Origin of the sequence: Rhizobium sp. NPDC090275, from assembly GCF_044772225.1 — a bacterium.
Classification (GTDB): domain Bacteria; phylum Pseudomonadota; class Alphaproteobacteria; order Rhizobiales; family Rhizobiaceae; genus Rhizobium.
Genome location: NZ_JBIVYL010000003.1, coordinates 476,369 through 497,017, shown reverse-complemented (window position 1 = coordinate 497,017; position 20,649 = coordinate 476,369). Strand labels below are relative to the sequence as shown.

Annotated in this window: 23 protein-coding genes and 2 tRNA genes; 14 read left to right on the top strand and 11 right to left on the bottom strand. The window is 63.0% G+C overall.

The genetic code is table 11. The features are described from left to right. The first annotated feature begins 64 nt into the window (after window positions 1–64). Together betI and betB are read left to right on the top strand one after the other, a co-directional pair. Entirely contained in the window at window positions 65–652 is a 588-nt protein-coding gene (betI, locus tag ACIQUB_RS10440; protein WP_113235658.1) for a transcriptional regulator BetI, read from the top strand. A 55-nt stretch (window positions 653–707) separates the two neighbouring features. Then, a complete protein-coding gene (gene betB, locus ACIQUB_RS10435) occupies window positions 708–2,171 on the top strand; it encodes a betaine-aldehyde dehydrogenase (RefSeq protein ID WP_113235657.1) in 1,464 nt (487 codons plus the stop codon). A 7-nt stretch (window positions 2,172–2,178) separates the two neighbouring features. Here the strand turns inward: betB and ACIQUB_RS10430 are convergent, their stop codons facing one another. Both ACIQUB_RS10430 and ACIQUB_RS10425 read right to left on the bottom strand, forming a co-directional pair. Next, the gene (locus tag ACIQUB_RS10430) at window positions 2,179–2,532 is read right to left on the bottom strand and encodes a helix-turn-helix transcriptional regulator (protein ID WP_113235656.1); all 354 of its coding nucleotides are present in this window, start codon (window positions 2,530–2,532) and stop codon (window positions 2,179–2,181) included. A 6-nt stretch (window positions 2,533–2,538) separates the two neighbouring features. Further along, window positions 2,539–2,847 (bottom strand): type II toxin-antitoxin system RelE/ParE family toxin, encoded by a 309-nt coding sequence (locus ACIQUB_RS10425; protein WP_402929380.1) that lies wholly within the window; start codon window positions 2,845–2,847, stop codon window positions 2,539–2,541. A gap of 33 nt (window positions 2,848–2,880) precedes the next feature. Here ACIQUB_RS10425 and betA point away from each other — a divergent pair, with 33 nt between their 5' ends. Next, window positions 2,881–4,530: a choline dehydrogenase gene (gene betA, locus ACIQUB_RS10420; protein ID WP_113235655.1), complete on the top strand. Its 1,650-nt coding sequence runs from the start codon at window positions 2,881–2,883 to the stop codon at window positions 4,528–4,530. Between the two features lie 3 nt (window positions 4,531–4,533). Here betA and ACIQUB_RS10415 read toward each other — a convergent pair whose 3' ends face one another. Beyond that, window positions 4,534–4,899 (bottom strand): type II toxin-antitoxin system VapC family toxin, encoded by a 366-nt coding sequence (locus ACIQUB_RS10415; protein ID WP_113235654.1) that lies wholly within the window; start codon window positions 4,897–4,899, stop codon window positions 4,534–4,536. Beyond that, window positions 4,893–5,156 carry a ribbon-helix-helix protein, CopG family gene (locus ACIQUB_RS10410; RefSeq protein ID WP_402929379.1) on the bottom strand — a complete coding sequence of 88 codons (264 nt, stop codon included), beginning with the start codon at window positions 5,154–5,156 and terminating at the stop codon, window positions 4,893–4,895. The genes ACIQUB_RS10415 and ACIQUB_RS10410 overlap by 7 nt, the downstream gene beginning before the upstream one ends. Window positions 5,157–5,266: 110 nt before the next feature. On the opposite strand from ACIQUB_RS10410, the gene ACIQUB_RS10405 reads away from it, so the two are divergent. Further along, window positions 5,267–6,628 carry a chloride channel protein gene (locus tag ACIQUB_RS10405; protein ID WP_402929378.1) on the top strand — a complete coding sequence of 454 codons (1,362 nt, stop codon included), beginning with the start codon at window positions 5,267–5,269 and terminating at the stop codon, window positions 6,626–6,628. Between the two features lie 15 nt (window positions 6,629–6,643). Here the strand turns inward: ACIQUB_RS10405 and ACIQUB_RS10400 are convergent, their stop codons facing one another. Beyond that, complete coding sequence (locus ACIQUB_RS10400; RefSeq protein ID WP_026283096.1) at window positions 6,644–7,087, bottom strand: Rrf2 family transcriptional regulator; 444 nt, start codon at window positions 7,085–7,087, stop codon at window positions 6,644–6,646. Between the two features lie 415 nt (window positions 7,088–7,502). Between ACIQUB_RS10400 and ACIQUB_RS10395 the strand changes: the two genes are divergently transcribed. The 4 genes from ACIQUB_RS10395 (at window position 7,503) to ACIQUB_RS10380 (ending at window position 11,882) form a co-directional block, all read left to right on the top strand. After that, window positions 7,503–8,246, top strand: coding sequence for a phosphoadenylyl-sulfate reductase (locus ACIQUB_RS10395; RefSeq protein WP_112982156.1), 744 nt, complete (start codon window positions 7,503–7,505; stop codon window positions 8,244–8,246). Window positions 8,247–8,354: 108 nt separating this feature from the next. Beyond that, complete coding sequence (gene cysD / locus ACIQUB_RS10390) at window positions 8,355–9,308, top strand: sulfate adenylyltransferase subunit CysD (protein WP_018899021.1); 954 nt, start codon at window positions 8,355–8,357, stop codon at window positions 9,306–9,308. 1 nt (window position 9,309) lies between these two features. After that, window positions 9,310–10,794, top strand: a complete 1,485-nt coding sequence (cysN, locus tag ACIQUB_RS10385) for a sulfate adenylyltransferase subunit CysN (protein WP_047507833.1) — start codon at window positions 9,310–9,312, stop codon at window positions 10,792–10,794. 56 nt (window positions 10,795–10,850) lie between these two features. Further along, entirely contained in the window at window positions 10,851–11,882 is a 1,032-nt protein-coding gene (locus ACIQUB_RS10380; protein WP_402929377.1) for a DMT family transporter, read from the top strand. A gap of 9 nt (window positions 11,883–11,891) precedes the next feature. Here the strand turns inward: ACIQUB_RS10380 and ACIQUB_RS10375 are convergent, their stop codons facing one another. Together ACIQUB_RS10375 and ACIQUB_RS10370 are read right to left on the bottom strand one after the other, a co-directional pair. Next, window positions 11,892–12,401, bottom strand: a complete 510-nt coding sequence (locus tag ACIQUB_RS10375) for a GNAT family N-acetyltransferase (protein ID WP_113235653.1) — start codon at window positions 12,399–12,401, stop codon at window positions 11,892–11,894. A 15-nt stretch (window positions 12,402–12,416) separates the two neighbouring features. Next, window positions 12,417–13,235 (bottom strand): bifunctional allantoicase/(S)-ureidoglycine aminohydrolase, encoded by an 819-nt coding sequence (locus tag ACIQUB_RS10370; protein ID WP_113235652.1) that lies wholly within the window; start codon window positions 13,233–13,235, stop codon window positions 12,417–12,419. A gap of 531 nt (window positions 13,236–13,766) precedes the next feature. On the opposite strand from ACIQUB_RS10370, the gene ACIQUB_RS10365 reads away from it, so the two are divergent. Next, window positions 13,767–15,953 carry an Ig-like domain-containing protein gene (locus tag ACIQUB_RS10365; protein ID WP_113235651.1) on the top strand — a complete coding sequence of 729 codons (2,187 nt, stop codon included), beginning with the start codon at window positions 13,767–13,769 and terminating at the stop codon, window positions 15,951–15,953. A gap of 129 nt (window positions 15,954–16,082) precedes the next feature. Here ACIQUB_RS10365 and ACIQUB_RS10360 read toward each other — a convergent pair. After that, window positions 16,083–16,159: transfer RNA gene (locus tag ACIQUB_RS10360), tRNA-Pro, on the bottom strand. A gap of 269 nt (window positions 16,160–16,428) precedes the next feature. On the opposite strand from ACIQUB_RS10360, the gene ACIQUB_RS10355 reads away from it, so the two are divergent. Continuing rightward, entirely contained in the window at window positions 16,429–16,845 is a 417-nt protein-coding gene (locus ACIQUB_RS10355; protein WP_113235707.1) for a hypothetical protein, read from the top strand. Window positions 16,846–16,987: 142 nt separating this feature from the next. Here the strand turns inward: ACIQUB_RS10355 and ACIQUB_RS10350 are convergent. Next, window positions 16,988–17,062, bottom strand: a tRNA-Gln gene (locus ACIQUB_RS10350). A gap of 159 nt (window positions 17,063–17,221) precedes the next feature. Between ACIQUB_RS10350 and ACIQUB_RS10345 the strand changes: the two genes are divergently transcribed. Together ACIQUB_RS10345 and ACIQUB_RS10340 are read left to right on the top strand one after the other, a co-directional pair. Further along, window positions 17,222–17,518 carry a cupin domain-containing protein gene (locus ACIQUB_RS10345; protein ID WP_018899028.1) on the top strand — a complete coding sequence of 99 codons (297 nt, stop codon included), beginning with the start codon at window positions 17,222–17,224 and terminating at the stop codon, window positions 17,516–17,518. A gap of 42 nt (window positions 17,519–17,560) precedes the next feature. Beyond that, complete coding sequence (locus tag ACIQUB_RS10340; protein WP_402929472.1) at window positions 17,561–18,472, top strand: MBL fold metallo-hydrolase; 912 nt, start codon at window positions 17,561–17,563, stop codon at window positions 18,470–18,472. A 20-nt stretch (window positions 18,473–18,492) separates the two neighbouring features. On the opposite strand, the gene ACIQUB_RS10335 is transcribed toward ACIQUB_RS10340, so the two are convergent. Continuing rightward, a complete protein-coding gene (locus ACIQUB_RS10335; RefSeq protein ID WP_113235649.1) occupies window positions 18,493–19,425 on the bottom strand; it encodes a DUF1499 domain-containing protein in 933 nt (310 codons plus the stop codon). Between the two features lie 243 nt (window positions 19,426–19,668). On the opposite strand from ACIQUB_RS10335, the gene ACIQUB_RS10330 reads away from it, so the two are divergent. Continuing rightward, window positions 19,669–20,055, top strand: coding sequence for a hypothetical protein (locus tag ACIQUB_RS10330; RefSeq protein ID WP_047507852.1), 387 nt, complete (start codon window positions 19,669–19,671; stop codon window positions 20,053–20,055). 6 nt (window positions 20,056–20,061) lie between these two features. Here ACIQUB_RS10330 and ACIQUB_RS10325 read toward each other — a convergent pair whose 3' ends face one another. Further along, entirely contained in the window at window positions 20,062–20,307 is a 246-nt protein-coding gene (locus ACIQUB_RS10325; RefSeq protein WP_018899034.1) for a hypothetical protein, read from the bottom strand. Between the two features lie 105 nt (window positions 20,308–20,412). On the opposite strand from ACIQUB_RS10325, the gene ACIQUB_RS10320 reads away from it, so the two are divergent. Next, window positions 20,413–20,610: a hypothetical protein gene (locus ACIQUB_RS10320; protein WP_018899035.1), complete on the top strand. Its 198-nt coding sequence runs from the start codon at window positions 20,413–20,415 to the stop codon at window positions 20,608–20,610. Window positions 20,611–20,649: the final 39 nt, after the last annotated feature.

The window sequence follows — 20,649 nt, the reverse complement described above, 5'->3', positions numbered from 1 at the left end:
ATCAGATTTTTATTGATTGATCAGTCAATCAAAATTATGCTGGCCGCATTGCAGGAGAAAGACCGTGCCGAAAGTCGGAATGGAACCGATGCGCCGCAAGGCGCTCGTCGATGCAGCGCTGCGCGTGATCGGGGATCACGGCTCGCTCAGCGTCACCATGTCCGAAATCGCCAAGCAGGCCGGCGTTTCACCGGCGCTCGCGCACCACTATTTCGGCAGCAAGGAGCAGCTGCTGATCGAGACGATCCGCTCGCTTCTAAAGCAGTTGCGCGACGACGCGGTGACGGCGCTGAAGGCAGCCCCCACGCCGCGCGCGCGGCTTTCGGCGGTGATCAGCGTCAGTTTCCACGCCGACCAGTTCGCGCCGCAGACGATCGCCGCCTGGCTTGCCTTCTACGCCGAGGCGCAGCGCTCGGAAGAGACGCGCCGCTTCCTCGTCATCTATTCGAGGCGCCTGCGCTCCAACCTCGTCGCCAATCTGAAGCCGCTCTGCCCAGCCGATGTCGCGGAACATATCGCCGAAGGCGTGGCCGCGATGATCGACGGGCTCTACATCCGCCAGAGTCTCGGCTCGACGCGTGTTGGCGCCGAGGCGTCGATCGCGCTGACGGAGGATTATGTGACGATACAGCTAAGAGGGACGGCGCGATGACCGCATCGATGCCCTCCCCCACTTTGCCGCAGCCAACCGCTAAAAGGATAGACCCATGAGAGCCCAGCCTACAGCATCGCACTTCATCGATGGCGAGTATGTCGAGGACGATGCCGGCACCGTGATCGAAAGCCTTTATCCGGCAACCGGCGAGATCATCGCGCGGCTTTACGCCGCCACGCCCGCCATCGTCGAAAAGGCGATCGCCGCTGCCAAGCGCGCGCAGCCGGAATGGGCGGCGATGAGCCCGACGGCGCGCGGCCGTATCCTGAAGCGGGCCGCCGACATCATGCGCGAGCGCAACCGCGAACTCTCCGAGCTCGAAACGCTCGACACCGGCAAACCGATCCAGGAAACCATCGTCGCCGACCCGACCTCGGGCGCCGACAGCTTCGAGTTCTTCGGCGGCGTGATCGCGGCGGCCCTCAACGGCTCCTACATCCCGCTCGGCGGCGATTTCGCCTATACCAAGCGCGTGCCGCTCGGCGTTTGCGTCGGCATCGGGGCCTGGAACTATCCGCAGCAGATCGCCTGCTGGAAGGCAGCACCGGCGCTTGCCGCAGGTAACGCCATGATCTTCAAGCCCTCGGAAAACACGCCGCTCGGCGCACTGAAGATCGCCGAGATCCTGATCGAGGCGGGCCTGCCCAAGGGGCTCTTCAACGTCATCCAGGGCGACCGCGACACCGGCCCGCTACTGGTCAACCATCCCGATGTCGCCAAGGTCTCGCTGACCGGTTCGGTGCCGACGGGCCGCAAGGTGGCGGCGGCGGCTGCCGGCAATCTCAAGCATGTGACGATGGAGCTCGGCGGGAAATCGCCGCTGATCGTCTTCGACGACGCCGATATCGACAGCGCGGTGGGCGGCGCCATGCTCGGCAATTTCTATTCGACCGGCCAGGTCTGCTCCAACGGCACCCGCGTCTTCGTGCAGAAGGATATCAAGAGCGAGTTCCTGAAGCGGCTGAAGGCGCGCACCGAGGCGATGGTAATCGGCGACCCCATGAACGAGGCGACGCAGATCGGCCCGATGGTCTCCTGGGCGCAGCGCGAGAAGGTTCTCGAATACATCGAGAAGGGCAAGGCCGAGGGCGCGACGCTTGTGGTCGGCGGCGGCATTCCGAACAACGTCTCGGGTGAAGGCTACTACGTGCAGCCGACGGTGTTTTCGGACGTGACCGACGAGATGACGATCGCCCGCGAGGAGATCTTCGGCCCCGTCATGTGCGTGCTCGATTTCGAGGACGAGGCGGAAGTCATCGCGCGCGGCAACGCTACCGAATTCGGCCTGGCGGCGGGTGTTTTCACCTCAGACATGAGCCGCGCTCACCGGGTGGTCGACCTTCTCGAAGCGGGTACGCTGTGGATCAACACCTACAACCTCTGCCCGGTCGAAATCCCCTTCGGCGGCTCCAAGCAATCCGGCTTCGGCCGCGAGAACTCGATTGCCGCGCTGGAGCACTATTCCGAGCTGAAGACGGTTTATGTCGGCATGGGGCCGGTTCAGGCGCCTTATTGATATGAACTCAGCCGACAACGAGATCGTCGAGATCGACATTCAGGGCCGACGCGATGCGCTTCAGCACATCGACGGAGCCCGTCTTCTTGCCGGTCTCGATTTCGGAGAGATAAGGCTGCGAAATCCCGGCGGCGATAGCAAGCTCGGAAATCGTCATGCCACGGTAGTTGCGAAAACTGCGGATGCGGCTGTCGCTTTCCGTGAGTTCCTTGACGAATTCGTAGGGCCAGGTTTCCTCACCGGCGGCAACGCGCGCCATTATGGCGTCGGCCTGCAATCCATCGACCAAGTCCTCATAGTCTTCTTCAGTCAGAAGGACGTAGTTCTTCCCGTCGATCGTCAGCTTCTGGATATCGCCCATCGCGTCCTATTCCTTGTAGATACTGCCGCGCGGTCCGGCATTGACGACCATGACAACCCTGCCCTGATCGTCGATGATGACGCGGTCCCTACCAACGCGGATGCGATAGTAGTCCCTGCCCTGCAACTTCTTTATGTCGACAGGCTGGCCGAGGGCATAGGCGTCGAGCGTTGCATAGATCGCAGCTCGGCGCTTTGGTTGCATAAGGCTCAAACTCTTTTGAGCCTCGCGGGTGATGACAATCTGCTTCATCGCAATATAGCTCTCAGCGATAAATTCGACCAGCATAAAAATAGCATTCCGCAATACACCCATTAGTAGCAAAATTCCAGAGATATGGGAATGACCATGCAGGCAGATTTCGTCATCATCGGTTCCGGCTCGGCGGGCTCGGCGCTTGCCTATCGTCTGTCGGAAGACGGCAAGAACAGCGTTATCGTCATCGAGGCGGGCGGGTCGGATTTCGGGCCGTTTATCCAGATGCCGGCCGCTCTTGCCTGGCCGATGAGCATGAAGCGCTACAATTGGGGTTATCTCTCCGAACCCGAACCGAACCTCAACAACCGGCGCATCACCGCGCCGCGCGGCAAGGTGATCGGCGGGTCGTCGTCGATCAACGGCATGGTCTATGTGCGCGGGCATGCGGAAGATTACAACCGCTGGGAGGCACTCGGCGCCAATGGCTGGGCCTATGCCGACGTGCTCCCCTATTTCAAGCGAATGGAACACAGCCACGGCGGCGAAGAGGGATGGCGCGGCACCGACGGGCCGCTGCATGTGCAGCGCGGCGGCTTCCGCAATCCGCTGTTCCACGCCTTCATCGAGGCCGGCAAGCAGGCGGGCTTCGAGGCGACGGACGATTATAACGGTTCGAAGCAGGAAGGCTTTGGGCTGATGGAGCAGACGATCTTTCAGGGTCGCCGCTGGTCGGCCGCGTCGGCCTATCTGAAACCGGCGCTGAAGCGGGCGAATGTCGATCTCGTCTATGGCCTTGCGCGCAAGGTCGTGATCGAAAACGGCCGGGCTGTTGGCGTCGAGATCGAACGCGGCGGCAAGGTCGAGGTCGTCAAGGCCAACCGCGAGGTGGTCGTCTCGGCCTCGTCGTTTAACTCGCCGAAGCTGCTGATGCTCTCGGGTATCGGTCCGGCGGCGCATCTGAAGGAGATGGGGATCGAGGTGAAGGCGGACCGGCCGGGTGTCGGCGCCAACCTGCAGGACCACATGGAATTCTATTTCCAGCAGGTCTCGACCAAGCCGGTATCGCTTTATTCGTGGCTTCCCTGGTTCTGGCAGGGCGTTGCCGGAGCGCAGTGGATGTTCACCAAGTCGGGTCTCGGCACTTCCAACCAGTTCGAGGCCTGCGCCTTCCTGCGCTCGGCACCGGGTGTGAAGCAGCCGGATATCCAGTATCACTTCCTGCCTGTTGCGATCAGCTATGACGGCAAGGCGGCCGCCAAGAGCCACGGCTTCCAGGTGCATGTCGGCTATAACCTGTCGAAATCGCGGGGGAACGTGACGCTCGCCTCGCCCTACCCGAAGGCAGATCCCTTGATCCGCTTCAACTATATGAGCCACCCCGAGGATTGGGAGAAGTTCCGCCACTGCGTGCGGCTCACCCGCGAGATCTTCGGCCAGCAGGCTTTCGACCAATATCGCGGCTCCGAGATCCAGCCGGGCGAGAGCGTTCAGACCGACGACGAGATCGACGCCTTCCTGCGCGAGCACCTGGAAAGCGCCTATCACCCCTGCGGCACCTGCAAGATGGGCGCCAAGGATGATCCGATGGCGGTGGTCGATGCGGAAACGCGGGTGATTGGCGTCGATGGCTTGCGCGTCGCGGACTCATCGATCTTCCCGCATGTGACCTATGGCAACCTCAACGGCCCGTCGATCATGACTGGCGAGAAGGCCGCCGACCACATCCTCGGCAAGCAGCCGCTGCCGCGCTCCAACCAGGAGCCGTGGATCAATCCGCGCTGGGAAGTGAGTGACCGGTAGGGGTTAGATCACATAAGGCAGCCGCACCCCGGGTGCGTCTGCCGGAAAGTCCTTGCTGTTGCGCGTGATGAGCAGCATGGCATTCGTATCGGCGGTCGCCCATATTATCGCGTCGGGGAGCTTGATGCGGTATTTCTGCCTGATCGCGACAGCTCTTTCCGCGATGGATGTCTCAAGCGGGATCACTTGAAATCCGGCTAGGAAGCGTCGAGTGGCGTCGGCAACGTCATGACGGGCGCCGGCTAACACCTCCATCCAAGTGATAATGCTGATCGCTGCGCTGTCGTAGCGATCAATCTCTTGGGCAGCCTGCGGAACGGCGTTCAGGTGATCGATGAGGATATTGGTGTCGAACAGCGGCTTCACCATTCGCCCCTGATCTCCTCCTGATAGGCAAGACCATCGACCTGACGGTTACCCCATAGCCCAAAAGCCTCTTTCCGATCACGGGGCGCGTCTTGCTCAAGCAACCCGCTGACCGCTTTGCGAATGAGGGAGGCACGCGAGACGTTCTTGGCGGCGGCGATCGCATCAAGAGCTCGAAGGTCATCTTCACCAACATCGACAAGGATTCTCATTGGATCCACCAATAGCGATACTTTATAGATATCATCTATGTATATCATATATCTCCCAATTGCAATCTCCCGCATATTCGCCAGGGCTTGCAAACGCGGGCGACGGGGCAGATAAGACCGGTGCCCCCTATCCTGTCCCCACGCCCCAAGTGACCGACATGCCCCCTCTCTACCGCAAATCCAAGCTGCTCCGCCGTTCGCGCGTGTTTCGGGGCTCGTTCTCGCTCTGGCGTCCGCGTCTGGTGTTCTGGTGCGGCGCGCTGGCGATCGGGTTGATCAGCGTCGCCTTCGCGGAGCTCGCCGACATGGCGCAGAAGGCGTTTTCGGCGGTGACGACGTCGGGGCGCTGGTCCTTTCTCTTGCCGCTGATCAGCACGCCAGCCGGCTTTGTGCTGTCGGCCTATCTGGCGGCGAAGCTGTTTCCGAATTCGCAGGGGAGCGGGATTCCGCAGGCGATCGCGGCGCGCCACCTGCATGACGAGGCCGACCGCACGCGACTGCTGTCGCTCCGGATCGCCGGCGGCAAGATTCTGCTGACTGTCCTCGGCCTCTTCTCCGGCGCATCGATCGGCCGCGAGGGGCCGACGGTGCAGGTGGGCGCGTCGATCATGCTGGCCGTCGCCCGCTTCGGCGGCATGGCGCAGGCGCGCGGGCTGATCCTGGCGGGCTCGGCAGCCGGCATAGCTGCCGCCTTCAACACGCCGCTTGCCGGTATCGTCTTTGCCATCGAGGAAATGAGCCGCACCTACGAGTCGCGGTCGAACGGGCTGGTGCTGACCGCCGTCATCCTCTCCGGTCTCGCCGCGCTCGGGCTGTCGGGCAGCTACAACTATTTCGGCTCCACCTCGGTCGCGCCGATGCATATGGCCGATTGGGGCCTCGTCATCATCTGTGGCGTCGGTGGCGGGGCGCTTGGGGCCGGCTTCAGCGGCCTTGCGCTGCATGTCGGTCAACGCGTGCGCCGCTGGGCGCAGCCGCAGCCCTTGAAGCGCATGCTCTTTCTCGCCGGCGGCTGCGGGCTGGCGATCGCGGTCATCGGCATCGCGTCGGGCGGCAACACGTTCGGCACCGGCTACGAGCAGGCGCGCAGTGCGGTCGAGGGCCATGCGCTGCCGCTGTTCTTCTTCGTGGAGAAGCTGCTCGCCAGCTTCCTGTCGATGATTTCAGGGATCCCCGGCGGCATCTTCGCGCCGTCGCTTGCGGTCGGCGCGGGTTTCGGCAGCACGGTGGGATCGCTGATCGGCAGCAGCATTGCGCTGGCCGCGATCCTTGGGATGGCCGGCTATTTCGCCGGCGTCGTGCAGGCGCCGATGACCGCTTTCGTGATCATTCTGGAAATGACCGGCGACCATGAGGCGGTGATCCCGATCATGGCTGTGTCGATGATCGGCTATGTGACGTCGCGCTTCCTGTCGCGCGAGCCGCTCTATCATGGCCTGTCGCGCGTGTTCATCGCAGCCACGATCCGGGCGCGGCGCGCGGCGGAGAAGGCGTCACATCAGGAAGAGCCGGCCCACTAAGGCCGGCGTTGCGCGTTAGGCCAGCATCCGCGTCACTTCGGCCCCGCGCGGTGCCACTGCGTCGGCGATGGTGGTTGAGAACAGCACCTTGCGGGTAGCGTCGGCCACCTTGGCGAAGACGTGGCGGATTTCGCAGTTCTGCTCGCCGTCGCAATCGTCGCACTTGCGGTAGGCGGTGATCGACAGGCAGGGGAGCGGAGCGATCGGGCCGTCGATGATGCGCAGTACTTCACCGAAAGTGATCATGTCGGCCGGCTTCAGGAGCAGATAGCCGCCCTGCTTGCCGCGTCGACTGACGACGATGCCCTGGTGCTTGAGGTCGAGAAGGATCTGCTCGAGGAACTTCTTCGGGATCTTCTGCTGCGCCGCGATATCGGAGATCATCACAGGTTCGCCGTCATCGGCCTCGGCCAGTACCGTCAGCGCACGGAGCGCGTATTTCGCCTTCTGCGTAATCATCTCAAACCATCGATACACACGCGGCAGGGCGCCATCAGCACCCCGCAGCAATTTTCCATCTTGCCTTATGGCATAGCCGGGATGAACGGAGTTTGAACAACAGCGAGAAAACCCTTGCGTGGCAAGGCTTTCGAGCGCGCGCTTCCGGACCAATTCAGCACCGTCGAATGTACGTCAAAATGCACAATGGCGATCATCAAAACACATTTCTGGTTGACAAACGGCGTGTTAGACTACTAAATCAATAGACATTAAGGCTCACGGGCGCTGTTGCGCGCCTGCGCGGCGCCTTTTCTGCGTTGCAGCGGCCGGGGAGAGATATTTGCTCCTTTCCAGCCCGCTTTCGAAACGCCTGTTTCTGTCCTCTCCATCCCCAAGCTGCGATACTCCTGTCAACATCTAGGACAGGATTCCCATGACTGTTGCTCATACAATCGAAGAAGCGGAAACGCTGAACACGAAGCTTGCAAGCCTATCTCTGGCTGAACGCCTGTCGTTCGTCGCCGGCCTGGGTGGGCGAGTGGTGTTCACGACGTCGCTTGGTATCGAAGACCAAGTCATCACCGCCGAGATCGGCAATCATCGACTGCCGATCGACGTAGTGACGCTGCAGACCGGCCGCCTCTTTGCCGAGACGCTCAACCTGATCGACGAGACGGAAAAGCAGTACGACATCCACATCAGCCGCTACGAGCCCGAACAGGCCGATATCGACGCCTATGCGGCGCAATACGGCCTCAACGGCTTCTACGAGAGCGTCGAAGCCCGGCATGCCTGTTGTGGCGTGCGCAAGCTGAAGCCGCTTGCGCGCGCGCTCAATGGGGCAACCATCTGGATCACCGGCCTGCGCCGCGGCCAATCGGCCAATCGCTCCGAAACGCCGTTCGCCGAATATGACGCCGATCGCCATCTCCTGAAGGTCAATCCGCTGGCCGATTGGGACATCGACGTCATCAAGGCTTATGTCGCCGACAACAGCGTGCCGATCAACCCGCTGCATGCGCGCGGCTACCCGTCGATCGGCTGCGAGCCGTGTACCCGCGCCATCAAGCCCGGCGAGCCCGAGCGCGCCGGCCGCTGGTGGTGGGAACAGGACCAGACGCGCGAATGCGGCCTGCATGTGGCTGAAGAAGCGTCCGCCATTTCCATCCAACAGTAACCCCCCGGCATCGGGATCAGAGCGCGGCAGCCGCCGGCGCTCCCCGATGCATAGTCTCATTGCATTCCAGGTCATGTGCCTGCGAATGATCGAAGTCTGGAGTAAGACATGCCCGATAGCCGTCCGGATACGGAACTCAGCAATCCGCAGAGCACCAAGCCGCCGCTCGACCCTCATCTGAAGGCGCTCGAAAACGAATCCATCCATATCTTTCGCGAAGTGGCGGCCGAGTTCGAGCGTCCCGTGATGCTCTACTCGATCGGCAAGGATAGCTCGGTGCTGCTGCATCTGGCGCGCAAGGCCTTCTATCCCGGCCGCGTCCCCTTCCCGCTGCTGCACGTCAACACCGGCTGGAAGTTCGCGGAGATGATCACCTTCCGCGACAGAATAGTGAAGGAATATGATCTCGACCTGATCGAGCATATCAATCCGCGCGGCGCTGCCGAAAACATCACGCCGTTCACCTATGGATCGGCCCGCTACACCGACATCATGAAGACGGAAGCGCTGCGCAATGCGCTCGACGCCGGCAAGTTCGATGCGGCCTTCGGCGGCGCGCGGCGCGACGAGGAGGCCAGCCGCGCCAAGGAGCGCATCTACTCCTTCCGTACCCCCGACCACCGCTGGGACCCGCGCAACCAGCGCCCCGAACTCTGGAACATCTATAACGGCCAGATCCGCAGCGGCGAGAGCGTGCGCGCCTTCCCGCTGTCGAACTGGACCGAGGTCGATATCTGGCGCTACATCCAGGCCGAGAACATTCCGATCGTGCCGCTCTACTTCGCCGCCAAGCGCCCCTTCGTCGAACGCGACGGCATGATGATCGATGCGACCGATCCGCGCCTGGAACTGCTGCCCGGCGAGACGAAGCAGGAAGACTTCATCCGCTTCCGCACGCTCGGCTGCTTCCCGCTGACGGGTGCGATCAAGTCCACCGCAACGACGATGGACGACATTATCGCCGAACTTGAAATTGCCACTGTCTCCGAACGCCAGGGCCGCGCCATCGACCGCGACCAGTCCGGCTCCATGGAGAAAAAGAAGCGTGAAGGATATTTCTGAGATGACTGCAGCAGCAACAGCAAGCGCTATCGCCGCCCCCGCCGCCGAGCCCGCCCAGGCCGTGCGCGACACGCGACCGTTGCGCCTCATCACCTGCGGCAGCGTCGATGACGGAAAGTCCACGCTGATCGGCCGACTGCTCTGGGACACCAAGGCCGTCAAGGAAGACCAGGCAGCGACGCTGCGACGCGATTCCACCGGCAAGCAGAACGATCTCGGCCTGCCCGATTTCGCGCTGCTTCTCGACGGCCTGCAGGCCGAGCGCGAACAGGGCATCACCATCGATGTCGCCTATCGCTATTTCGCGACCGACAAGCGCTCCTTTATCGTTGCCGACACGCCCGGCCACGAGCAGTACACCCGCAACATGGCGACCGGCGCCTCCACCGCTGATCTCGCCATCCTCTTGGTCGATGCCCGCGCCGGCATTCTTGAGCAGACGCGCCGTCACGCGACGATCGCCTCGCTGCTCGGGATCAAGCAGTTCGTGCTCGCGGTCAACAAGATCGACCTCACCAACTACGACCGCGCCGGTTTCGAGAAGATCGTCCACGAGTTCCGCGAATTCGCGCTCTCGCTCGGCGTCAAGCAGATCACCGCGATCCCGATGTCGGCGCTGAAGGGCGAGAACGTCGTCTATTCCGGCGAGGCTTCGATGCCGTGGTATGCCGGCCCGACGCTGGTGGAAACGCTGGAGCTTGCCACCGTGCGCTCGTCGCAGACGGTCGGCTTCCGTCTCTCCGTGCAGCGCGTGTCGCGCCCGGGCGAAAGCTTCCGCGGCTATCAGGGCACGGTTGCGGGCGGCTCGGTGAAGCCGGGTGACAGCGTCATGATCCTGCCGTCGGGCATGGTCGCCAACGTCACCAAGATCGTCACCTTCGACCTGGTGCGCAATGCGGCGGTCGCGGGCGATGCGATCACGCTGGTACTCGACCGCCAGGTGGATGTGGCGCGTGGCGACATGATCGTTTCGATCGACAGCCAGCCGCAGGTGGGCCTGTCCTTCGACGCGCAGATCGTGGCCTTGCAGCCCGAGGGCATCGAGGCCGGCAAGCGCTACTGGCTGAAGAGCGGCAGCCGCCGCCAGCGCGTTCAGGTTCAGCCCGTCGCGCAGCTGCAGCTGAAGACCGGCACCTGGACCTCGGCCGAGACGCTCTACATGAACGCCATCGGCAAGGTGCATCTGACCTTCGACGAAGCGGCGATCTTCGACCCCTATGAGCAGAACCGCTCCTCGGGCGCCTTCATCCTGATCGATCCGGAGACCAACAATACGGTTGCCGGCGGCATGGTGACGGGCAAGCGCTCGGAGCTCAGCGGCCTTCACAGCGGCGACGGCCGCGTGATCCTTTCCCTGCCGGCCGACCTCGCCGACCAGATCATGGCCAGCGAGCTGTTTTCCAGCCGCCGCGACGAAGCGGAAGTGCGCCGGATGACGGCGGCGGAGGCCGCCAACCTCTGGACCAACGCCGGCGGCGACATCTGACACGACGACATGAGACGGGGCCGATCGGCCCCGTTTTCTTTTGGGGAGGCAAGGGCATGCGTGGCATCGCAACACCGGTAAGGCCTGTCTCGTCACACAGCATCGTCGTGCCTGTCACGGCGGGGCACGCCATGTCATCACGCGATTGGAGCCGGCTACTGGTCCTCGGCGCTCTATGGGGCGGTTCGTTCTTCATCGGGCGGATCGCCGTTTCCGAGATCTCGCCGCTGGCTCTCGTCTTCTACCGGGTATCGATCGCGGCCCTGGCGCTGCATCTCTGGCTGAAGCTTCGCGGCCTGTCCTTCGCACCGGTGCTGGCGCACCCGGCCGGCTTCCTCGGCCTGGCGCTGCTGAACAACGTGATCCCGTTTTCGCTTATATTCGCCGGGCAGACCGAAATCGGCGCCGGGCTCGCCTCGATCTTCTACGCAACGACGCCGCTTTGGACGATCTTCGTCGCCACGATGCTTGCGAAGGACGAGAGGCTGTCGGTCACGGCACTCGCGGGCATCACGCTCGGCATCGCAGGTGCTGCGGTGCTGATCGGCCCCGGCCTGATCTCCAATCTCGACGGCCCGCTATGGGCCAAGCTCGCCGTCATCGGCGCTTCCATCTCCTATGCGTTCGGCGTCGTGCTTGCGAGGCGCTTCCGCAGCATCGGCGCCGAGGTGATCGCCACCGGCCAGTTGACGGTCTCAAGCCTGCTGATGCTGCCCGTTGTCGCCATCTTCTGCGCGCCTGATAACATCATCCCCGTGAGCGGCTCGACATGGGTGGCAATCGCGATCCTCGGTCTCCTGTGCACGGCGCTTGCCTTCATCCTCTATTTCGGCCTCATCGCCTCGGCCGGCGCGACCAATGCCTCGCTGGTGACGCTGCTGGTGCCGGTGAGCGCCACGCTCTTGGGCGCGCTCTTTCTCGGCGAGCGGCTGCGGATGTTCGAGCTTGCGGGAATGACGCTGATCATGAGCAGCCTGGTCGTGATCGATGGCCGGGTGTTGCGGCGGCTCGTCGGTGGCGGGGAGATTCGGCGGATGACGGCGGCGCAGGCTGTGCGGCGCTGGCCTTATGCGGCGAGCGATATTTGACGACAGACGCTAGCGCGTCGCGCGTTCCATCACGATATCCCTCTGCACGTCATCGCCCACCGTGAAGGTCGTGCTGCCGACCGGCGTAAAGCCGACCTTGTTGTAGAAGGCGATGGCGCGGGCGTTTTTCTCGTAGACCGTCAATTGCAGGCGCTCCACGCCGCGCGCCGCACATTCCGAGACGACAGCGTCGAGCAGGCGGTTGGCGAGGCCCTGGCCGCGCCAGGCGGCGTCGATGTAGATGCGGCTGAGCAGGCTGGCATCGGCAGTGGATGGCGAGACGACGAGGTAGGCGTAGCCGGCAAGCGTGTCGCCGTCCGTCGCCAGGAAGACGGCGGCTCCGGGATCGGCGATCTCGGCGGCCTGGATATCCGGCCGGAAGGACTTTTCGACATAGGCTTCGAGATCGGCGGCCGGCGTATCCTCGCCATAGGTCGCGCGGAACAGGCGGGCGGCGAAATGGCTGAGTGCCGCCGCATCCGCCGCTTGGGCCCGCCTGATCTCGATCGATGCCGTCATCGACGCTGCCTCCGCTTAGAACAACGGCATGTGCCGGTTGACGTCCTTGTAGAGCAGATAGCGGAAGCGGCCGGGGCCGCCGGCGTAGCAGGCCTGCGGGCAGAAGGCGCGCAGCCACATGTAATCGCCGGCCTCGACCTCGACCCAATCCTTGTTGAGCCGATAGACCGCCCTGCCCTCGAGCACGTAAAGACCGTGCTCCATCACATGGGTTTCCATGAAGGGAATGACGCCGCCGGGCTCGAGGGTGACGATGGTCACATGCATGTCGTAGCGCAGGTCGGACGGGTCGATGAAGCGGGTGGTCGCCCAGACGTCGTCGGTATCGGGCATCGACTGCGGCGGGTTCTGGTCCTCATGGGTGAAGAGCGCGGGTGGCGGCTCCAAGCCTTCGACGGGCTGGAAGGCCTTGCGGATCCAGTGGAACTTGGCTGTAGCAGCGCCCTTGTTCCAGAGCGTCCACTTCGAGCCGGCCGGCAGGAAGGCGAAGGAGCCGGGACGCAGCACATGCGTGGCGCCCTCGTGATCGACGGTCACCTCGCCATCCACGACGAAGAGCACGCTTTCGGCGCGCTTTTCCGGCTCCGGCCGGTCGCTGCCGCCGCCCGGCTGCACTTCCATGATGTATTGCGAGAAGGTCTCGGAGAAGCCGGTCATCGGGCGCGAGATCACCCAGGCGCGCGTGCCCTGCCAATGGGGAAGATAGCTGGTGACGATATCGGTCATCACGCTGCGCGGGATGACGGCATAGGCCGTCGTGAACACAGCCTTGCTCGACAAAAGATCGGTCTGCGGCGGCAGGCCGCCCATGCTGGAATAGTAATCTCTGCTCATCGGTCCGCTTCTCATGACACTCTATGACAGCAAGCTTTAAGCGCGCCGTCCGGGCGAGGCAATATCCGGATTGGCGGAAGAGTTTTTCCGCGACATGCGGGCGACGGAATTGACCCCAACACCTTGCCTTTGGTTCATGGCGGCACGGCAAGGCGGCTGCACATCCACTTCCTCGAAATGGTGACCGGGACGGGCGCCAGCTCGCTGCCCACACCACTTCAGCGCGATTTTCGGCTCAAAACCATTGATCGCAACAATCGGAAAACAATCAGAGATTGCTAAAAATCAGCTTTTAGCGGTAGTGCCAGTCTGCGAAGGGCGTAATTTCAAAACTGCTTTTCTCAAGATATCAGTTTGAGCAGGGCGTTTTTTGTGGGCGTCGGCAGCGGGGATGCCGACGAATGATGCTTCTTTTCATATGCAAACGACGCCTTCCCATGATGCGCTGCCACTCCGGCAGAGCGTGGCCGGCTTCATTCCGGCCCTGGCATTGCGTGCACGACGCAGAGTACATCGAGGAAGATACGGCCCGTGAAGAAAATCATAGGAACTGTCGTCTTTTGCCTGCTCATCGCAGCCGCCGCTGCCGGTGTGTCTGCCGTAACGAAACGTGCACCGGAGGTGACGTCGACCTACCCCCTGCCCGGCTCGGTCAATATTGCCGGCGTGCGCATCCAGATCGCCTTCAGCAGACCCATCGACCCGTCGGTAATGGTGCTCGACGTAAGGGCCCAAAGACCCGACGGCTCGAAGATGGATGTCGCAGGCGCGGTCGAGGTCAACGCGCAGCGCACCGCCGTGATCTTCCGCAGCTATCGGCCGCTGCCCGAGGGCGACATTCATGTCAGCAGTTCCCTGCACGGGCGCCCCGCCCTTGACTGGACGTTCTCAGTTCTGAAAAAGACGCCGCTCGATCAGGGCCGCGGCGGGCCGATCCTGCTTGCGCTTGGCGAGGATGCACCGTTCGGGCCGTATCTTTCGGAGATGCTGCGCGCCGAGGGCTTTACGAATTTCCGCACGATCGGAGGTTCAGCGCTGCAATCCGCAAATCTTGCCGCCACACTTGCCGAGCATCGGCTCGTCATTGTCGCGGGGCGGATGCCGGACACGTCGTCATCGGCGGTTGGGAGCTGGGTTGATGGCGGCGGCCATCTGATCACGATCCGGCCCACCGGCGCCCTGGCTGAACTCGCGGGACTGCGCGCGGAGGGCGCGCCGTTTTCCGAAGGAGAACTGTCGATCGATGCCAGCCGGGCGCCCGGACGGGGTATTGTTGCTGATCTCAGGTTCCACGGTGTTGCCCAGCCGTATATCGCCGAGGGCGACACCGGAACGCTCGCCACGCTTTCGAGCCATACTGACAAGAACCCGATGCCGGCCCTCACGCTTCGAAGCGTCGGCAACGCGGGAGGAGAGGTCGCCGCGTTTACCTTCGACCTGCCGCAATCGGTGGTGCTGACCCGGCAGGGCAACCCGCAATGGGCGGGACAGGACCGCGACGGGCTTGCGCCGATACGGCCGAACGATCTCTTCTATGGCCAGGCCGCCAACGACCCGCAGCCAGATTTCGTCGATATCGCGCGCGTGCACATCCCGCAGGCCGACGAGCAGATGCGGCTGCTGACCAACCTGATCGAGCACATGCAGCGCGACGGCGCGCCGATACCGCGGTTCTGGTATTTCCCGAAGCACTACAAGGCGGTGCTGGTCATGGCCGCCGACGACCATGGCACGGAACGCGGGACGCGAGACTCCTTCGAGCATATGCTCTCGCTGGACGCCAAGAATTGCGACGTATCGAAATGGGAGTGCGCACGCGCAACCTCCTGGCTCTACGCCGATTCGGGGCTGAGCGCGCATGCGGCCAAGGATTATGCGGCGGCCGGCTTCGATCTCGGCTCGCATGCCAGCACCTATTGCCAGAACTGGTCGACCGCGTCGCTCGACCTCGCCTTCGCAAACGACATCCTGCGCTTCCGCTCCGCCTATCCCGATGTGCCGGTGCAAGAGGCGAGCCGGCTGCATTGCATCGTGTGGAGCGATTACAGCTCGCAGCCGAAGATCGGCCGGGACTGGGGCATTCGCTTCGACATGAACTATTACTACTGGCCGACGGCCTGGGTGAACGGCCGCGCCGGCTTCATGACGGGTTCGGGCATTCCGATGCGGTTCAGTACCGAAAAGGGAGAGCTGATCAATGTCTACCAGCAGGAAACGCATCTGGTGGATGAGGTGTTCAACGACCAACGCGCGGCCGTCGAGGGTCTTTTCCAGCGGGCGCTCGGCCCTGAGCAATTCTTCGGCGCGTTCGGCACGCACTACGACTTCCACAACGATTTCGATAAATTCCTGATGGGGCTGGCGCAAAAATACGATGTCCCCATGGTCTCCGCACGGCAGATGCTGGACTGGTTGGACGGCCGCTCGCGCACCGACGTTCTCAACCAGCAATGGGACGGCGAACACCTCGCCTTCACGATCGTCGGCGACCAGCGAACACATGGCATGCTCACCGCGATGCTTCCATCATCAACGGACGGCGGGCGGCTTCTGGCGCTGACGCGCGATGGCGCGCCGGTGCCGATCGAAACGGTTGTCGTCAAAGGCGTGGAATACACCCTCTTCCCCGGGACGGACGGGACCTATCGCGCAAGCTACGGTAACAAGGTTGCCGACAATCAGACGCCGGATCGCCAGCCTGCGCAGGTCACGCCGTAAGAGCAAGAGCCAAAGAGGCTGATGTGAGCAGACAGCGAAACGGTCCGCTGTCGGTCCGTTGCGACAGAGCGATGTATTCTGAAAAAGTCGGGATCGGGTGGAAAATCCTGCAATACCGGGATTTTCAGCTGGTCGGAGTGAGAGGATTCGAACCTCCGACCCCCACGTCCCGAACGTGGTGCGCTACCAGACTGCGCTACACTCCGTGACCAGCGGCGCCTCTATAGACCGGCCCAACGGCTTGCGCAAGCACCAAAATCCAAAGCGGGTTGCATTTTTATGACGGCGGCGGCGGCAAGCGCGCCCGGGCTTGCGCGAGAGCAAAAAGCCACACCCACCGCAAATTTTGCAATCGCGAAAAAGAGCTGATTTTCTTTTGCCGGGTTCCGCGCTAAAGCGCTGTCAGGACAGGCTGAAACGCTGCAGGGGCAGTGATTCCCGCCGCCGCATGCGCGACAAATCCAGGGACGACACCATGAAACTCCGCACTTTCGCAGCCGCAGCGCTGGCCATCACCTTGGCAGGCTGCACGACCATCCCAACGGCCGCCGATCCGATCTCCAGCCGCTGGGTCGGCCAGTCCGCCGGCAAGTTCTTCGCAGCCTTTGGCCCGCCGCTCACCGATGCCGACAATGGCAGCGGCAACGTCTACACCTGGAAGGGCGGCTACAAGACCGTGACCGTTCCGGCGAAATACGCCGATGGCACTGAGGGCAAGCGCGGCAAGCAGATTTCGCCCGCCCGCAAGCAGTACCTGCGCTGCCAGGTTACCATTACCACCAGCTCGGACTACACGATCCGCAGCATCAAGGTCGCCGGCGACATCCCCGGCGTGAACGGTCCCTCCTACTGCGCCGAATTCCTGGCGCCTGCCCAGCCGGCCGCGCAGTAAGGCGCAGCGAGGGCGAGAGATACGAAAGGCGGGACGCAGGTTCCGCCTTTTTTGTTTTTGGTGGACAAGTGTCACCACGGCAAAGCGTACGTGCTCGAAGCGCAATCGCGTTCAGGGATTTATTGGATGAAAAGGATCTCAGTGGCTGGGGCGCCAGGATTCGAACCTGGGAATGCCGGTACCAAAAACCGGTGCCTTACCGCTTGGCGACGCCCCACCAGAGACTGGCAGCGAGAAACGCTTGCCAATTGCGTCGCCTGATTAGCAAAGGTCCGTGAACGTCACAATCATTAAGTTTCGGGGCGAGCATATTTCTGTGCGCTCTTTCCGAGCGCGTGCTAGGTCTCTTCTCAGACCCTACCGCTTCGGAGTGACAATGAGCCAGTATCGTGCCCGCCCGCCTGCCCTTGCCACGCTCCTCCTCGACGACGCCGTCGTCAAGATCACCCGTTGGGACTTCGAGCCCGGCGCCGATACCGGCGTGCATACGCATGGGATGGGCTATGTCGTGGTGCCGATGACGGACTGCCAGTTTCTGATCGAGGAAAACGGCGACAGCCGGCGCGTGGATATCGCAGCCGGTGCTGCCTATCGGCGCGATGCGGGCACCGAACACAATGTCGTCAATGCCGGCGACAAGCCGATGTCCTTCATCGAGATCGAGTACAAGTAGGTCGTTACCGGATACGACCGGGTGGACGACCGCAGGAACGACATGGCCAATCCAGACTTCAATCGCGCCTTCGAGCCCGCCTATGGCCAGGCCGTGCCGGTAGCACCCGGCGTTCAGCGGATCACGGTCAACAATCCGAGCGCGTTCACCTTTCACGGCACCAACAGCTATATCGTCGGCGACCGCTCCGTCGCGGTGATCGATCCCGGTCCTGAGGACGATGCGCATTTTTCGGCGCTGATGGCAGCGCTTAAGGGGCGCGAGGTCACGCATATCCTCGTCTCGCATACGCATCGCGATCACTCGCCGCTCTCGCGCCGGCTCAAGGGGGCGACGGGGGCTATCGTCGTCGCCGAGGGGCCGCACCGGGCGGCGCGGCCGCTGCATGCGGGGGAGACCAATCCCTTCGCCGAGAGCTCCGACATGGCCTTTCGTCCCGATATCGCGCTCGCCGATGGCGAGGCAATCGAGGGTGATGGCTGGCGGCTGACGGGCGTGCATACGCCTGGGCACGCGGCCAATCACATGGCATTCGCGCTTGATGAGACCGGCATCCTGTTTTCAGCCGATCACCTCATGGCGTGGGCAACCTCGATCGTCGCGCCGCCGGATGGCTCGATGGCCGATTACATGGCCTCGCTCGACAAGTTGATCGCACGGCGCGACCGGCTGCTTCTGCCCGGCCATGGCGGCCCGGTGCGCAAGCCGATCTCCTTCATGCGGGCGCTGAAGACGCACAGGCGGATGCGCGAGCGCGCGGTGCTGGGGCGGATCAGGGCCGGCGATACCAATATCCCCGACATGGTGAAAGTCATCTACCGCGACACCGATCCGCGGCTGCACGGTGCGGCGGCGCTTTCCGTGCTGGCGCATATCGAGGATCTGATCGAGCGCGGCGAAATCGAGACCGATGGCCCGCCAGCGCTTTTGGGGTCGTATCGTATGGCGCGATAGGCCTACGGAAGGCGGCTCGATTAGCTGCCGGCGATGCCGAGCAGTTCCGCGTCCAGCGCCTTCAGGTAATCCTCGGCGATATCGGCGCTGAAGCCGAGGTCGGAGGGGCCGTAGCGGGAGGCGACGCGGACGTCGACGAAGGTGGTCTCGGCCTCTTCGCGCAACCGGATGATGACGTCGAAGCGCAGGCCGAGAACCAGCGTGCGCGTCTCGCCCTGCAGCGTCACGCCATTGGCGCGGCGGATCAACTGGGCGACGTCGTCGTCATAGGGGCGCGGCGTTGGGACGGGCACGACGTCGGGGGCCTCGTCGGGAACGGCGGTGTTGTCGGCGACTTGCGGCTGGGCTTGGGGCTGGGCCTTGCCTGCCGGTTTGTCCTCGGGGTCGCGGGTCGGCACGCTGTCGCCTTCGGCGCGCGTGATGCGGATGCCGTTCAGCTTGGCGACCTTCTTGACGGCTTCCAGCACGCGGTCGATGGCGCCGTCGTAGCGGCGGCCGGTGAGTTCCGGATAGGCTTCCAGCTGCTTTTCGCGATCCTCCGGCGTCACCGGAACCCGCTTCAGCCAGATCTGGTCGGCGCTTGGGGTCTTCAGCCAGTCAGGCACGGAGACGGGATCGGTGGAGACGTCGTAGATGACCGGCATGCTGAGATAGCGCTCGACCGCCAGCCCGCCGATGAAAAGCGGCAATGCCGCGAAGATCAGCGCCTTCAGCGCATCATGCCCGCCTTCCGCGCCCGTCAGCCACAGGCTGCGCAGGCCGGCTGCGGCGAGCACTGCCGCCAGGATGCTGAAGCCGGTGGCGACGATGAGGATGAGGACGAGATAGGGCGTGGCGAGGCCGGCGAAGCGGTGACCGATCAGCGCCGCCAGGCACAAGACCAGCGCAAAGGCCGCGAACCGCCTGGAAAAGCGGGCGGCACTGGAAATGGGGCGGTCGAAACGGATTGCCATCAAACTTACCGGTTAGTCGCAAGCGGCGCGTCCCGCATGAACGCGCAAATCGCCCAAGCACTTGTTTAGTGCAAGATTCGCCTAAATTGAAACTGTTGTCTTACGCGAGCGTGTCCAATCCACGATGAACCCACGTTTTAGACCACCAAAGCGGGCATGGCCTACTTGAGCATTTTCTGATATTGAGTTGTTTTCCCGCAGTTGCAGCATGTTCATCGGTCACGGACGAACAGGAGAAGAGCAATGATCGCATCCGAGCTTGCAGTGGAAAGCCCCATGCCGACGCTTGCCGGGGCTGATGCGAGCGATCCGCTTCTGCCGATGGAGCTTCTGGAGCTTGAGCTTTCGCTCGAAAGCTATGATGGCGACAGCGACTTTTGCGATGCGGTGCGCACGGCAGCGGGCAAGAGCGGCGGCGAATTCCTGTTCGATCTGCCTGCCGAAGGGCTGATCGACGATTGCAAGCGGATCGCGGTGCTGCGTATCCCGTCCGCTTCCACCGACATGCGGATCGTGCTTGCGGTGCTCGACCAAAACGGCACCGATATCCGCATGGAGAGCCCGGCGCCGGAGACCGCCCATATCGCGCAGTTCGCCGATGCCTTTATCGAGGTGCTGGAGCGGTTCTAGTCCCGTTCAGTCACGGCCGGATGCGGCTTCCGCCAGCGTGCGGAAGGCGAACTTGCGGCCGCATTCGCATTTGATCACACTGGTTTCCTGAAAATTGGTCTGGCGCTGGACGAAAAGCCCGCGCGGCAGCTGGTCGATGTTGAAGCCCGGATGCTTGCGCTTCGGATCGTCCGTCTCGGAGGCTTCGGCAAAGCCGCTATTGCCGCATTGCGGGCAGGTCAGCTTTTTCGAGAATCGATCACGCAGTGCCATCAGTCGCTTCCATTTCCGTGAGGCGTCTTCTTATAGCGGTTCTCATCCGGGCGAAAGCCGGAACCAAAGCTTGGGGGCATCGTTTTCCCTTGAAAGGAGACAATCATGCCCAATCGCGACCCGATCCCCGTGCCCACGCCAGAGACCCCGCGCGGCCCGACACCGACACCCGGCATTCCGGACCGCGTGCAGGAAAAGCCGCCGCTGACGCCGGCCCAGGATCCCGGCGACAGCAAGAACCCGAACGACCCGACGCTTGATCCGGCGCTTTTGCCGATCGGCGATCCCGCCGGCGCCGCGTGACAAGTTTTCCGGCTGACGGAGTTTTTAGTTGACGGGTGG